The organism is Algimonas porphyrae, from assembly GCF_041429795.1.
Lineage (GTDB): Bacteria > Pseudomonadota > Alphaproteobacteria > Caulobacterales > Maricaulaceae > Litorimonas > Litorimonas porphyrae.
Map to the genome: position 1 here is coordinate 2,821,654 of NZ_CP163424.1, position 13,762 is coordinate 2,835,415.

The window sequence follows — 13,762 nt, forward strand, 5'->3', positions numbered from 1 at the left end:
TTGAACTGCAGTGAGCCTGTATGAGGATCGACGGTATCCCCCAGTAAATCTGTACCGTACACTTGGAGGCGATATTCAGCGCCAGTCCGCTTCTCATGCTCGATAATGGGGAGGTCTGGCTGACTGCTAGGCTGAGCAGCAGCAATACTGGCTGTCAAACACCCTCCAATGACGAGACTGACCAGTTTAGAATAATTTGAACGCATGGGTTGATGCCTAACGCACTACAACCCGTAACAAGATGAAGCTTTTATGAAATCTATGGTTTAGTTGATCGAGGACAGCTAAGGTCGACGCAAAATCTCAATCATGAGGCATGCTCGCAAATGGGCCCAATCTGGGCACAGTTGGAGGCTGAATCTCGCGATTTACAGCGATATGAAGCGAATTTGCGGCCATTCAGCGCCGAAAACCTTGCAAACCTCAGTGTGGCCAACAGTCTGATAGGAAGAGGTTTTTGAAGGTTTGAGGTGAGTGTCCGTGGTGGGCGATACTGGGATTGAACCAGTGACCCCTACAATGTCAATGTAGTGCTCTCCCGCTGAGCTAATCGCCCCACGCACGGATGCTTCTCGAAGGTCGAAGCCGTTCGGAGAGGCGCGCTATAGTCGGGTCATTTGCGCCTGACAAGCGCTTCCTTCAGCCTGTACAGCCTTGCTTGCCCGGTTGCCTTGCGAAAGCTATGCGACGCCTCATGCAATCGGCCCGCATAGCCTGTCTGACAGCCCTGCTTTTCACGATTGTGGGGCCGGTCCCCATTCTTGCGGCCAACCCGCTGAGCGCGGCGGAACGGCAAGTCTGTCGAGACCTGTCGCACTGCCTGTCTATTCTGGACGATCATCCGCATGACAGTTTCGATTACGCGGTTCTGGCCGAGGAATTTGCCCGCTTCGGTGCCAAGGGCAGAGACCGGTTGATTCGCCGGGTCGGCAAGGGCGCGAAGGCGGATGAGCGCGTGGCCGGACACGCGGCGGACCTGCTCGCTATGAGCATGGATAGTTCTGCCCTACCCTTGCTCCGAGCGCTTGCCGCGCGCGAAACGGGCGCGGTCAGGGACCTGGCGATACGGACCCATGACGCCTTGTCGGCACGCCTACACCCTAATCCGGATAGTGCGTCAGATCTTCCAGTTGCCAAGCCGTCGGCAGACCTGGCTTCGGCGTGCCAGCCTGCAAGTCAGGCTGGTTTCGCCGCCAATAAGAAAGGCATGCCCTATTTCGAGATGAACGTGGCGGCACCGGACGCATCCGGCGCATATCGCCCGAGCGCTGCGTTTCAGATCGACCGCCCCCTGAGCACGCGCGCCAACCTGCGCGCAGCCGTGTCGGTTGCGGGTGGTTGGTACGCGGCCTATCCAGACAGTCTAGTTCACTATGACAGCCGGACCGGAGCGCCGATTGTCCGCTTTTCCGGCTGCATACTGACGGTGCAGAGACGCAGCGATGACCTGAATATCCGTCATGTCTGGGCGATTGCCGCCGATGACGACATGACAATCCGCGTCATGGAGGTCGGGCCGGACAGTCTTCGCGACGTGGCGCGTCTGGCGCGCGGCATAAACGGTCTAACGCGGCAGGCGGATGGCCGTCTTTGCCTGCGCGACGATAAGGGAACAGTCCTCGCGCTGCATCCAGACGGTTCGGTCGACGCGGATTGTCAGGCGGAGGCCATGCGGTGAGCGACTATTCCGAAGATGCCGTCCTATCGGCGCTCAGCGGCGTCAAGGATGCCCTCTCTGAGCGGGACCTCGTCTCAGCGGGCCGCTTGTCCGATCTCAGCTTCGATGATGGCCGTTTGCGTATCATTCTGGGCCTGCCGCCCGAGACGACGCAGGATCAGGGCTTACAGCTCCGGAATGCTGCGGAAGCGGCGCTGACCGACCTGCCCGGCATTACGCAGCTTGCCGTGTTGCTGACGACGCATAAAGCGGCACCCGCCCTGAAGACTACCGCGCCGAAGCGCCCGGACCGCAATCCCCATCCGAACAAGCGCCCCGAAGGCTACCAAGGGGACGCACAGGTCGCGAAAACCCTGGCTGTCAGCTCCGCCAAGGGCGGCGTCGGCAAATCGACTGTGACGGCGGGCCTGGCCCGCGCACTGGCAGCCGCCGGTCTGCGCATCGGCGTACTTGATGCGGATATACACGGGCCCAGCATACCGAGCCTGTTTGGCCTGTCCGGCCGGCTGGACAGCCGAATGGTTCAAAACCGCCGCCTGATCGGTCCGGCAGAGGTGGATGGCGTGAAGATCGTGTCGATCGGACTTCTGACAGGTAGCGAGGATCCGGTGGTCTGGCGGGGGCCGATGGTTCAAGGCGCGATTGCGCGCATGCTGTGGGACACGGATTGGGGCGCGCTGGACTTGCTGCTGATCGACATGCCGCCCGGCACGGGCGATCCGCAACTGGGGCTGGCGCAGGATATTCAGCCTGACGGGGCCGTGATCGTGACGACACCGCAGGATCTGGCGCTTATGGATGCACGCAAGGGGGTCGGCATGTTCGAAAAGGTCGACATTCCCGTATCGGGATGGATCGAGAACATGGCCAGTTTCACCTGCCCGGATTGCGGGTCGGAACATCGCCTGTTCGGCGAAGGCGTGTTGGAGCTGCCCGCGGAACGGGCCATACCGAAGCTCGGCAGTCTTCCATTATCGCTGGAAATGCGTGACGCCCGCACAGGCTATGACGCGCTAGCCCAGGCCCTGCTTGGCCGTCTTTCCTGAACGCAGAGCCCACTTCGCATAGAGCCAGAAGATTCGAGGCCCCTCGACCAGATAGCGTTTCCACAGACGGCGCGGTTCCGATGCCAGGCGGTGCAGCCATTCCAGTCGCGCTTCCTGCATCCAGACCGGTGCCCGTTTGACACGACCGCCGATGAAGTCGAGCGACGCGCCGACGCACAGGCCGAAGCCGACGCAATCGCCCCTGTCCAGACAGGCTTTGGCAATCATTTCCTGCTGCGGGCTGCCGACGCAGATGAAGATATAGCGCGCCGGATTGTCGGCGACGAACTGTGCGCATTTCGCCACTTCGTCCGGCTTGTGCCGCAGACCCATTGGCGGCTCATAGTGATTGACCTGGGTCAGCCCGTAACGGGCCTTGACGATATTGACGATCTCGCGATCCGCTCCGATCACAGTAATCGGATCGTTCGCCGTGATGACATTGTCGAATAATTGCTGGCTGAGTGACGATCCCGGCACCGCCGAAAGTGGTAATCCCGATAGATGGGCGAGCGCTTCGAGAATGCGCGAATCGCAAACGGAGAGCCAGGCCGCCTCATAGAGTGGGCGATAGATGTCCGGTTCCTGATTAAGACGGACCAGATGGTCGACATTGGGTGTCGCAATGTAGCGAAAGCTGTGGCGCAATGTCATCCACTTGGCGCGCTGCAAGGTCTGCAACGGTGTCAGCGGGTCGAAAATCGCCCCAATAAATTCATAGCTGCGCGGATTGATGCGCCAGTCGTTCGGGTCCGGCAGAGTCCGGGCACGACGTTGCTGCCCACGCGGTTGAGCCGGCGGGAACAGCCCGTCCGGCGTCAGGCCTCGCGCCGCCACCCCCTTTTCGACGGTGGACGCTTCAGGCCTATCGCCCGGCAGGTCAGCAGGATTATGCGGCTGCGTGTCGGATGGTCTTGATGTACGAACTGCGCTCACGCCCTGCCCCTCAGATTGATGGGTCAGCTATAGGCAGCGCACCGTGAAAATCGCGTTAGCAGACCGTTCAGTGGGCATTTACCATATGACGCCGTGAAACGATCTGGGAGATCATTTCACATGGAACCGAACAACCAGTCGTTCGGTATGAGGTCGACCACAGTAAATTACCGCGGCGTATTGCCGAAAGCCGCTTCCAGCCGATTGATCTGATCGGCCACCGTATTGCCAGTCTGTGCGGCGATCGTCCCGTAAAGCGAACGATCCAGGCGCATGATCCGCTCATAGATGGATTTGGACCGCGCACTCAGGTCCAGCAGGCGGGCGGGCAGCCCATAGGCATCACGCGCAATTTCGGAAAAGGACGGTTTGCCCTCCTCGGTCTCTTCGGAGACCAGACGGTATTTCTCGGCTCTTGCTTCCGTCAGCGTCATATCCCCTTCCTTGAGGGCACGCTGAACCAGAAGCCAGCTCGCAACCTGCATCAGGCGGGTTGTGAGGCGCATGCTCTGCGACGCGTATGTCAGCGCATCGTCGCGACCCAGGCGCTTGGATTCTTCCCGGCCCGGCCCGTCCAGATAGGCGGCCGTCTCTTCAACCATATCCATGCCTTCGCGAAAGGTTCGGGCAAAAAGCTCGGATCGGGTGAATTGCAGAAGACGATCTTCCGCTTGCACCGTCATCGGATCGCTGACCTGAATCTCGGTGGTTTTAAGTGTGGCTGTCATTGGGTCGTCCCGCATGTCAGGTCGTGTGTATCGCGAGTTGATGGCTTTGCAAGTGACACGCCACATCGTCGCAAACCCGTTAAGAATTACGCGGAGTGGATGAAAATTAACCATATTTTTGAGTGCCGATTGCCTCCGGTTAAGTCGGTTTGGACGAAAACAGCGCGTCCGCGGCATTCCGCTCGCGGCTTTTCTTGTCCCGTTCGCCTTCCAGGCGAGCAATCTCGGCGCGATAGGCGGCGATTCGTCCGTCCAGCTCATGCAAGGAGAGACCATAGAGCGATTCACCGATCCTGTAGGACTCGACCTCGGTCAGTTTGGGGTCCAGCTCATCCATAACGACTCCTCACGCTTGCCAAAGAGCCTCTAACCGCTTACTTACCGATTTGTCGATAAGGCGAGCACGCCAAACCCGACGCCCCGACCCCGCAGTGAGCGGGGTTTTTCTATGGGCGAAACAAAAGTGGGCGTGCTGCATTCGAAGGAGAGAGACATGACACAGATTCTGATGCCGAAAGCGACCGCCGTCTGGCTGATCGACAACACGGCGATGAGCTTCAAGCAGATCAGCGAATTTTGCGGTCTGCATATTCTGGAAGTCGAAGGTATTGCCGATGGTGATGTCGGACAGGGCATTCGCGGTGCCGATCCGATCGCCAATGGGCAGGTCTCCCGCGAAGAAATCGAAAAAGCCGAAACCGACCCGAACTATGCGATGAAACCGAACACGTTCGATGCGGACGAGCTGCCCAAACCGAAAAAGCGTGGCCCTCGCTATACGCCGCTGTCTCGCCGTCAGGATCGTCCGGACGCGATCGCCTGGCTGGTGCGGAACCACCCGGAAATGTCGGACGCGCAGATATCGAAGCTGATCGGTACGACCAAACCGACGATCAAATCGATCCGCGAGCGCACACACTGGAAGATCAACACGATCCAGCCGCAGGATCCAGTCAGTCTTGGCCTGACGAGCCAGATCGACCTTGATGCTGCTGTGAAGATTGCAGCGGAGAAAAAAGCCAAGGAAGACGCAAAGAACGCCGTCGAAGGCGGCGAAGCCCTGCAACCGGCCCCGCAGCCGGAACCGGAAGAAGAAACGTCGAAAGCGGATTTGACGCTGGAAAACTTGTTTAAGCCGTCCACCTGACCCAATGTCATAGACTGGCACATGCGCGCGTCCCATGCGACGGGGCGGCGCAATCTGGGAAAGGACGTCAGTCCTGTCCCAGCGGCATCGTATAATTCAGCGCCAGGCGTCCGCCGTCGGCATAGATGCACTGACCCGTAATATAGCTGCTTTCGTCCGAGAGCAGCCAGGACGTCACGGCAGCGATTTCGTCAGGCAGGCCGGGGCGCCCCATCGGCGTGCGCGACAGGATCTTGTTCATTGCGGCGGGATCGGCATTTACCTTGGCCAGCATTTCCGTCTTGATGGATCCGGGTCCGACGGCGTTCACGCGAATGCCGTAAGGGGCGAGTTCGATCGCCATGGCGCGTGTCATCTGGCGCAAGCCCCCTTTGGATACGGTGTAGGCCAGATAGTCCGGGATCGCGACCGTATCGTTGATGGAGGACATGTTGACGATGGCATAGGGCCGCTCGTTCAGGCGGGAGCGGTCATCCCGATCCTCGATCTCCTTGACCATATGCTGCGCGACGGCACGGCTGACGAGGAATGGTCCGCGCAGATTGACCGCGATATTGCGGTCGAAATCCTCGATGCTCATATCGAGCGCGCCCCCTTTGACGGCGATGGCGGCATTATTCACCAGACCATCGATCCGCCCGAAGGATGACAGCGTCTCCGCGATCAGATTATGAACCTTGAGCGGGTCGGAGACGTCGGCTTCGATAAAAACGGCCCGGTCATTATCCGCAGCGAGGTCCTTGGCGGCGCGAAAGCCTGCATCCGTGTCCATGTCGGTCAGCACGACCCTGTGACCGTCTTCGACAAGACGCTGGGCGCAGGCCAGTCCGATGCCCTTTGCGGCACCGGTTACAATGATGGTTCTGTTGTCCATGTGGGTCTCCTAGTTTGCCTGCGAACGAACGGGTAACGCGCACAGGCGCCGCCGAGCACGATGGGTCTTCGGTGTGGTTCGAAGAACCCGAGCGGCAGCGCGTTCTGATCGCAGCCATTTATTTTCACATCGAGCGGGCTTTCGCTGCCGCTCAGCGCGCCTGACGGCGCGCGGCGACAAAAACACCACTACAGCCCCTCGCTTGGCTCGGAGTGGACGTTTTTGCCAATCATCGACAGCAGCGGCCAGAGGGTAACACTGGGCGTCACGCCTGCATCGCCCAGCCTTCGACGTCCATCGCCGCCTGACGGACAGCTTCGGACAAGGTCGGATGGGCGTGACAGGTGCGGGCCAGATCTTCGGATGCCGCCTTGAATTCCATGCCGAGACAGATTTCATGGATCATATCGCCGGCACCCGGCGCAATGATATGACCACCGAGAATCTCGTCCGTTTCCGCATGGGCGAGGATTTTCGCAAAACCGTCTGTTTCGTGATTACAGCGCGCACGACTGTTGGCCATCAACGGGAACTTGCCAACCTTGTAAGGCACACCTGCCTCTTTCAGCTCATCTTCCGTTTTGCCGACATTGGCGATTTCCGGGAAGGTATAGACCACGCCCGGAATGGCGTCGTAATTCACATGACCGGACTGACCGGCGATCGTCTCGGCGACTGCGACGCCTTCCTCTTCGGCTTTGTGCGCCAGCATCGGACCTTCGGTCACATCACCGATGGCGTAGACGCCTTCGCCCGCCTTCCAGTGATTGGTCTTGATGAAACCGCGATCCGTCGTTTCGATACCGACCGTGTCGAGACCGAGATTATCCGTATAGGGTTTGCGGCCGATCGCAACGAGCACAACATCCGCTTCGAACGACTTTTCCTTTCCGCCCTTGGCCGCTTCGGATTCGATCTTCACAGTCTTGCCAGAACCATCGACAGCCGTGACCTTACGGCCCAGTTCGAACTTCATGCCCTGCTTCTTGAAGATACGGGCCGAGGTCTTGCGGACTTCCATATCCATGCCGGGCAGGATCTGATCGAGATATTCGATCACGGTCACTTCGGCGCCCAGACGACGCCAGACGGAACCCAGTTCCAGCCCAATCACGCCGCCGCCAATGACGATCATACGCTTCGGGACCGACTGCAATTCCAGCGCGCCGGTGGAGGAGACGATCTTTTTCTCGTCGATTTCGATGAAAGGCAGCGAGGCGACTTCCGATCCCGTTGCGATGACGATATTCTTTGTTTCGTAAGTCTTGCCTGCGACCTCGACTTTGCCCTTACCGACAATCTTGCCGAACCCCTGAATGTGATCGACCTTGTTCTTCTTGAACAGGAAGGCGATGCCTTTGGTCAGACCGTCCACAACCTCGGCCTTCTTCTCAATCATCTTCGGCACATCGGCAGAGACTTTCGCGCTCATGCCCATATCCTCGAAATGCTTATCGGCTGTCTCGTAAAGTTCCGTCGCGTGCAGCAGCGCCTTGGACGGGATACAGCCCACATTCAGACAGGTGCCACCCAGCGTATCGCGGGTTTCAACGCACGCCACTTTCAGGCCCAGTTGGCCACAGCGAATGGCGCAGTTATAGCCGCCGGGTCCGCCACCGATGATGATGACGTCATAAGTCTCGGCCATGGAAAAATCTCCGTTGCAAGGTCGCCGCGGCCTTTAGGCCGACAGGCGCGCAAACTCAATGGCGTGCGAGAGGCGATCAACAGGGGCGCGGTGGAAAAATGTGCCGCCGCCGGACCCTGTGCGCCAATTCAATGTCTCCTTCAATGCGCGCCTTTCGCGGCGCCTATGATTGGGTTAGGCCGGGCTATGCTATCCCTGTTCGAAATCGCCGCGCTTCTGCTGGTTCTCTCTGCACTTCTCTCCTGGATCAACCGTGTGTGGCTGAAACTGCCGCATACGATCGGCCTGCTGGTCATGGCGCTGCTGGCGTCCTTTGTGGTGATCGGCCTGCACGCGGTCGCACCGGGTCTGCAAGTCTATCAGACCCTGAGCGGGGCGATCGGACAGATCGATTTCAACGAAACGCTGATGAAGGGCATGCTGGGCTTCCTGCTGTTTGCGGGCGCTCTGCATGTTGATTTTGCCAAGCTGAAGAATGCCAAATGGGCGATCGGCTCGATGGCAACCTTCGGCGTGGTGCTGTCGACCTTCATCGTCGGTACCGGTTTCTGGTTGCTGGCCGGATTGTTCGGCGTCGACCTGCCCTATATCTGGGCGCTTGTCTTTGGGGCCTTGATCAGTCCGACCGATCCCGTCGCCGTGCTGTCGATCCTGAAAACGGTGAACATGCCCAAATCGCTGGAAACCAAGATTGCGGGCGAAAGCCTGTTCAATGACGGTGTGGGTGTCGTCGTGTTCACCCTGATCCTGGCCATCGCCGCGGCAGGCGCGAGCAACCATGCGATGGGCGGCGACGTTCTTCTCGCTGGACCGATTCTGGCCAGCGCGCCCGGCGCAGGCGTCGGTGTCTGGGACGTTGCCGAACTGTTTCTGGTCGACGCTGTCGGCGGGGCCGTTCTCGGCCTGATCGCAGGCTGGATCGGCTATCACATGATGGAACGGATTGATGAGGCCGCGATCGAAATTCTGATCAGTCTGGCGCTCGTCGCGGGCACCTATGCCATCGCCTATCGCATCGATATTCTCGGCCATCACCTGTCCGGCCCCATCGCCGTGGTCGTCGCCGGTCTGATGATTGGCAATCGCGGCGCGGCCTTCGCCATGTCGGAGACAACGAAATCGGCCCTGTTCGGTTTCTGGGAGATGATTGACGAAATTCTCAACTCCGTCCTGTTCCTGCTGATCGGTCTGGAACTGCTCGTTCTCGGCCTGTCGCCAAGCTATGCGGGCATCACCCTGCTCGCCATCCCGCTCATCCTGCTGGCCCGCCTGACCGCCGTCTCTGTTCCGATGAAACTGCTCGGCACCTTCCGGCAATTCACCAAGGGCGCAATCCCGGTCCTGACCTGGGGCGGCGTGCGCGGCGGGATTTCGGTCGCGCTAGCCCTCAGCCTGCCGGATAATGAGCATAAGCCGCTAATCCTGACGGCGACATATGGCGTGGTCGTCTTTTCCATCATCGTGCAGGGCCTGACGATCAAACGCGTGGTCAAGCGCGTCGTCGATCCCGAGCTGCTCTGACGCGCATTTGCGGCCCACATTTTTGTGATGCCGGGCTGCGCGGCCCGGCTTGATCCATATCAGTTATGTGATTAAGTCACGCCACCGTGACGCGCCCGCCTGTCATACGATCGATTGCGATCCTGTTCGCTGCCTTGTTCCTGCTGGGACAGGGTCTGGCCTCTGCGCATACGGTCGAATTTGGCGGCGACCATGACCATGACGGCGTCGCCTGTACCGTCTCCGTCCTGGGCGAAGATGCGGCCTTGCTCCCGGTGCCGCTGGAAACCCAGACGGCTCCGGTCGAGGAAACGCCTCTCATCGCCGTACAGCCGACCGGAGCCGTCCTGTTTGACAGTGCTCATCCTTGCCGCGCGCCACCGCCGAGGGCCCCACCCCAGCTGACTTCACACATTCTCTAAAACGGACTGTCGGAGACGGTCCGGCCGTTTCCCTGTTTTTTCGTGAAGTCTGAAATCCATGTCCAAATATCTGCTGGGTTCTGCCCAGATCGCTCTGTTGAGCATCGCTATCGCCGTTCCCGCCCATGCGCAGGACGACCGTAACTTCGCTGTCGAAGACGAAATCATTGTCACCGGCTCCCCGCTTGCCCGCTCGATCGACGAGGCCATAACCGGTATCTCCGTCCTCTCCGGCGAAGAGCTCGAACGCCGTGTTGCCGCCAATATCGGCGAAACACTGAAAGCCGAGCCCGGCGTATCGTCAACCTTTTTCGGTGCAGGCGCGTCCCGTCCCATCATTCGGGGTCAAGGCGGCGACCGGATTCGCGTCCTGACCAACGGCGTCGGATCGATCGACGCCTCGTCCAACTCGCCTGACCATGCGGTTTCGGTCGAACCTGCTCAGGCTGAACGGATCGAAGTGCTGCGCGGCGCGTCGATCTTGCGCTATGGCAGCTCAGGCGCCGGCGGCGTCATCAATGTTCTGGATGGCCGGATCCCGACCGCCGTGCCGGAAGAGACCGAAATCGATTTCCGGATGAGCGCGACCACGGTCGACACCGGATTTGAAGCGGCGGCTTCGATTGACCAACCCCTCACCAGCAATCTTGTCTTGCATCTCGACGGCACATTCCGCGAAGCGAATGACTACCGCATTTCCGGTTTTGCCGAGAGTGCGGCTCTGCGCGAAGAGGAGGAAGCCGAAGAGGATCATGATGGGGATCATGATGAGGACCATGACGATGATGATCACGATGAAGACCATGACGAACATGATCATGAGGAGGACGAGCCCGAAATTCGCGATCGCCTGCCCAATAGTTTTGTCGAGACCCAGTCGGCGACCGTCGGCCTGAGCTGGATTGGCGATCGGGTCAGTTTCGGCGCCGCGCTACACCGTTACGAGTCAGATTACGGCATTCCCGGCGGCCATGAGCATGCCCATGGTGAAGACGACCATGACGAAGATCATGACGATGACGACCATGATGATGAGGACCATGACGAAGAACATGGCGAGGAAGAGGAAGAAGATATCTTCATCGGGCTGCGCCAGACCCGTTTCGACGTCAACGCCGCCCTGCAAATGGACGGCCTGTTCGAAAGCCTGAAGTTCTTTGGCGGTTATGCCGACTATCAGCATACGGAGTTTGAAGGGCCCGGCGTTGTCGGTACGGTCTTTTCCAATGAAGGCTATGAAGGCCGGCTTGAACTTCTTCAGCGCGAACAGGGGAACTGGTCGGCCGCCCATGGTGTCCATCTGCGCGTCCGCGACTTCTCTGCTATTGGCGAAGAAGCCTTCGTTCCACCAACAACGACGACCCAGCTGGCTGCCTATACGTTTCACAAATATGATGCGGGTCTGTTCCACCTGGAAGGCGCGGGGCGGATCGAGCAGACCAGCCAGACGAATGATGTGACAGGGTTTGAGCGGGATTTCACCGCCCTGTCCATTTCTGCCGGAGCGGATCGCCACCTCAATGACCAGATCCGTCTAGGCGGGACCATCTTCCGGACAGAACGGGCACCATCGACCGAAGAGCTGTTCTCGAACGGTCCGCACTTGGCGACGCAGGCTTTCGAACAGGGCGATCCGACGCTAGGCAAGGAAGTCGCCACCGGGGCCGAACTGGCTTTCCGGCACCGCGAAGCGTCCCACGCTCTGACGGTCAATCTGTTCTATACGGACTATGGCAACTATATCTTCGAACGGGCCACTGGCACGGAAGAAGATGAATTGCCCGTCTTCCAGTTCACGGCTGACGACGCGGAATTTTACGGTGTCGAAGTCCAGGGCCGACTGGATGTCTATCAGGGCAGCGCCTGGGGCATTTCGGTCGATGGTCTGGGCGAATATGTTCGCGCCAAGACGGATTCCGGCAATCTGCCACGCATCCCGCCACTGTCGGTTCTGGCCGGTATCGAAGCGGAGACAGATGCGCTGTCCCTGCGGGCCGAAGTCGACTGGGCAGATGTTCAGAACGACATCGCCGCCTTCGAGCGCAAGAGCCAGAGCTACACGCTCGTCAATCTGTTCGGTCGCTACAGCTTCGATGATCAGATCAGCTTCTCTGTCGGATTGCACAATTTGTTCGATGAAGAGGCACGCCAGCACACATCCTTCCTGAAGGATGAAGTGCCACTGCCCGGACGCAACGTGCGCTTTACTGTCAGCGCCAAGCTCTAATCGGCTTGGTCCACCACGGGCCCGGCCCGTCCCACTCAAGGCTGGTGTCCGGAACCCTCTCCCTCCCTAAAGGGAGAGGGTTTTGTTCTACGGGATCGTATCGATCTTGAGCGTGTTGGTCGTGCCGGGAATTCCGAAGGGCACGCCGGCGCTGATGATGATGCGGTCGCCACTCTCCAGGCCGACTGCCTGCCCCAGATCGCGAATGCGTCCGAGCATGTCTTCGAAACTGGCGGGGTCCTCCGTCACGACCGGATAGCTCCCCCAGATCAGGGCGAGCCGGGCTGCAATCGCATCGTTCGGGGTCAGGCCGATAATGCGGCACGGCGGACGTTCACGCGCAATTCGCTGCACCGTCGATCCCGTGCGGGTATAGCCGAATACGGCTTTCGCATCGATCGTGCGCGCAATTGTCTTCACCGAACGCGATACCGCATCTTCGGCGCTGGCTTTGTGCGGTAATTCCGTCTGGTGGATATATTCCCACAGAATCGGATCGCCTTCCGCCGCAGCAATGATCCGGTCCATGATCGCGACTGCGGTGGCCGGATGACGCCCGACGGCCGTCTCCGCGCTCAGCATGACGCAATCCGCGCCCTGATAGATGGCCGTGGCCACATCGGATGCTTCGGCGCGGGTCGGGGTCGGCGCATCGATCATCGATTCCAGCATATGGGTGGCCACAATGACAGGCTTGCCGAGTTCGCGACCTTTCCTGATGATCCGGCGCTGCACGACAGGCACGACTTCCAGGGGCAGTTCCACGCCCAGATCGCCTCGTGCCACCATGGCCGCGTCGGCATGATGGAGAATATCGTCAAGATCATCGACGGCGGAAGGCTTTTCGATCTTCACGATGATCCCGGCCTTCTCGCCGATAATCTCCCGCGCATCGCGAACGTCCTGCGCGTTCTGGACAAAGGACAGAGCGATCCAGTCGGCCCCATGGTCCAGCGCGAAAGCCATGTCGGCCCGATCCTTGTCCGTCATCGCGCTCATCGGCAGGACCGCATTGACGACATTGATACCCTTGCGTGATTTCAGCAGCCCCGGGACATCGACCCGGGCTTCGCTGTCGCTGATCATGGTGACCTGGAGCTTGCCGTCATCGAATTTGAGAACCAGGCCGGGCTTCAGGATGGCGGTCAGTTCGCCGTGCGGGTGAACGATTTCGCCGTCTGACGCCGTATCGGTTTCCCGGATACGGATCGTGTCGCCGTAACGTAGCTCCAGACCATCACCGAGTTCTCCGACGCGCAATTTCGGACCCTGCATGTCCGCGACGATTGCGATGGGACGCCCGCTTGCTGTCGCAATGCGGCGAATGGTTTCAATGTTGCTGCGATGGTCGTCATGACTGCCATGACTGAAGTTCAGCCGGAAGGCATCGACGCCGACCTCATGCAGCAGACGGATCGTATCGGGGGCGCGGGAGGCCGGACCTAATGTGGCAAGAATTTTGGCAAAACGGTTTCGCATGCCCTCTGACTAGCGAAGACAGCGCTGTCATGCACCTGAAATCTGCGATTCACCGTAAAGAGCCTCGCCAAGCCCGA

At 59.6% G+C, this 13,762-nt stretch carries 12 protein-coding genes and 1 tRNA gene; 6 read left to right on the plus strand and 7 right to left on the minus strand.

Annotated features, from left to right (window positions below; all coding sequences use genetic code 11):
• Positions 1-481: 481 nt before the first annotated feature.
• Positions 482-556, minus strand: a tRNA-Val gene (locus AB6B39_RS13670).
• Between the two features lie 126 nt (positions 557-682).
• On the opposite strand from AB6B39_RS13670, the gene AB6B39_RS13675 reads away from it, so the two are divergent.
• Positions 683-1,678, plus strand: a complete 996-nt coding sequence (locus AB6B39_RS13675) for a hypothetical protein (protein ID WP_284374192.1) — start codon at positions 683-685, stop codon at positions 1,676-1,678.
• Positions 1,675-2,724: an Mrp/NBP35 family ATP-binding protein gene (locus AB6B39_RS13680; RefSeq protein ID WP_284374196.1), complete on the plus strand. Its 1,050-nt coding sequence runs from the start codon at positions 1,675-1,677 to the stop codon at positions 2,722-2,724. Before AB6B39_RS13675 ends, AB6B39_RS13680 begins: the two co-directional genes overlap by 4 nt.
• Here the strand turns inward: AB6B39_RS13680 and AB6B39_RS13685 are convergent.
• From AB6B39_RS13685 to AB6B39_RS13695, 3 genes are all read right to left on the minus strand, one after another.
• The gene (locus AB6B39_RS13685) at positions 2,692-3,660 is read right to left on the minus strand and encodes a WecB/TagA/CpsF family glycosyltransferase (protein ID WP_284374198.1); all 969 of its coding nucleotides are present in this window, start codon (positions 3,658-3,660) and stop codon (positions 2,692-2,694) included. The genes AB6B39_RS13680 and AB6B39_RS13685 overlap by 33 nt on opposite strands.
• A gap of 167 nt (positions 3,661-3,827) precedes the next feature.
• The gene (locus AB6B39_RS13690) at positions 3,828-4,388 is read right to left on the minus strand and encodes a DUF1465 family protein (protein WP_284374200.1); all 561 of its coding nucleotides are present in this window, start codon (positions 4,386-4,388) and stop codon (positions 3,828-3,830) included.
• A gap of 139 nt (positions 4,389-4,527) precedes the next feature.
• Positions 4,528-4,725: a DUF1192 domain-containing protein gene (locus AB6B39_RS13695; RefSeq protein ID WP_284374203.1), complete on the minus strand. Its 198-nt coding sequence runs from the start codon at positions 4,723-4,725 to the stop codon at positions 4,528-4,530.
• Positions 4,726-4,881: 156 nt separating this feature from the next.
• On the opposite strand from AB6B39_RS13695, the gene AB6B39_RS13700 reads away from it, so the two are divergent.
• Entirely contained in the window at positions 4,882-5,535 is a 654-nt protein-coding gene (locus tag AB6B39_RS13700; RefSeq protein ID WP_284374205.1) for a DUF1013 domain-containing protein, read from the plus strand.
• 67 nt (positions 5,536-5,602) lie between these two features.
• On the opposite strand, the gene AB6B39_RS13705 is transcribed toward AB6B39_RS13700, so the two are convergent.
• Together AB6B39_RS13705 and lpdA are read right to left on the minus strand one after the other, a co-directional pair.
• On the minus strand, positions 5,603-6,409 hold the full coding sequence (locus AB6B39_RS13705) for an SDR family NAD(P)-dependent oxidoreductase (RefSeq protein ID WP_284374207.1): 807 nt from the start codon (positions 6,407-6,409) through the stop codon (positions 5,603-5,605).
• Positions 6,410-6,674: 265 nt separating this feature from the next.
• A complete protein-coding gene (gene lpdA / locus AB6B39_RS13710) occupies positions 6,675-8,057 on the minus strand; it encodes a dihydrolipoyl dehydrogenase (RefSeq protein WP_284374209.1) in 1,383 nt (460 codons plus the stop codon).
• A 186-nt stretch (positions 8,058-8,243) separates the two neighbouring features.
• On the opposite strand from lpdA, the gene AB6B39_RS13715 reads away from it, so the two are divergent.
• The 3 genes from AB6B39_RS13715 (at position 8,244) to AB6B39_RS13725 (ending at position 12,206) form a co-directional block, all read left to right on the plus strand.
• Positions 8,244-9,578, plus strand: a complete 1,335-nt coding sequence (locus AB6B39_RS13715) for a cation:proton antiporter (RefSeq protein WP_284374211.1) — start codon at positions 8,244-8,246, stop codon at positions 9,576-9,578.
• A gap of 86 nt (positions 9,579-9,664) precedes the next feature.
• Positions 9,665-9,979, plus strand: coding sequence for a hypothetical protein (locus AB6B39_RS13720; protein ID WP_284374213.1), 315 nt, complete (start codon positions 9,665-9,667; stop codon positions 9,977-9,979).
• Between the two features lie 58 nt (positions 9,980-10,037).
• Complete coding sequence (locus AB6B39_RS13725) at positions 10,038-12,206, plus strand: TonB-dependent receptor (protein WP_284374215.1); 2,169 nt, start codon at positions 10,038-10,040, stop codon at positions 12,204-12,206.
• A gap of 87 nt (positions 12,207-12,293) precedes the next feature.
• Here the strand turns inward: AB6B39_RS13725 and pyk are convergent, their stop codons facing one another.
• Positions 12,294-13,685 carry a pyruvate kinase gene (pyk, locus tag AB6B39_RS13730; protein ID WP_284374217.1) on the minus strand — a complete coding sequence of 464 codons (1,392 nt, stop codon included), beginning with the start codon at positions 13,683-13,685 and terminating at the stop codon, positions 12,294-12,296.
• Positions 13,686-13,762: the final 77 nt, after the last annotated feature.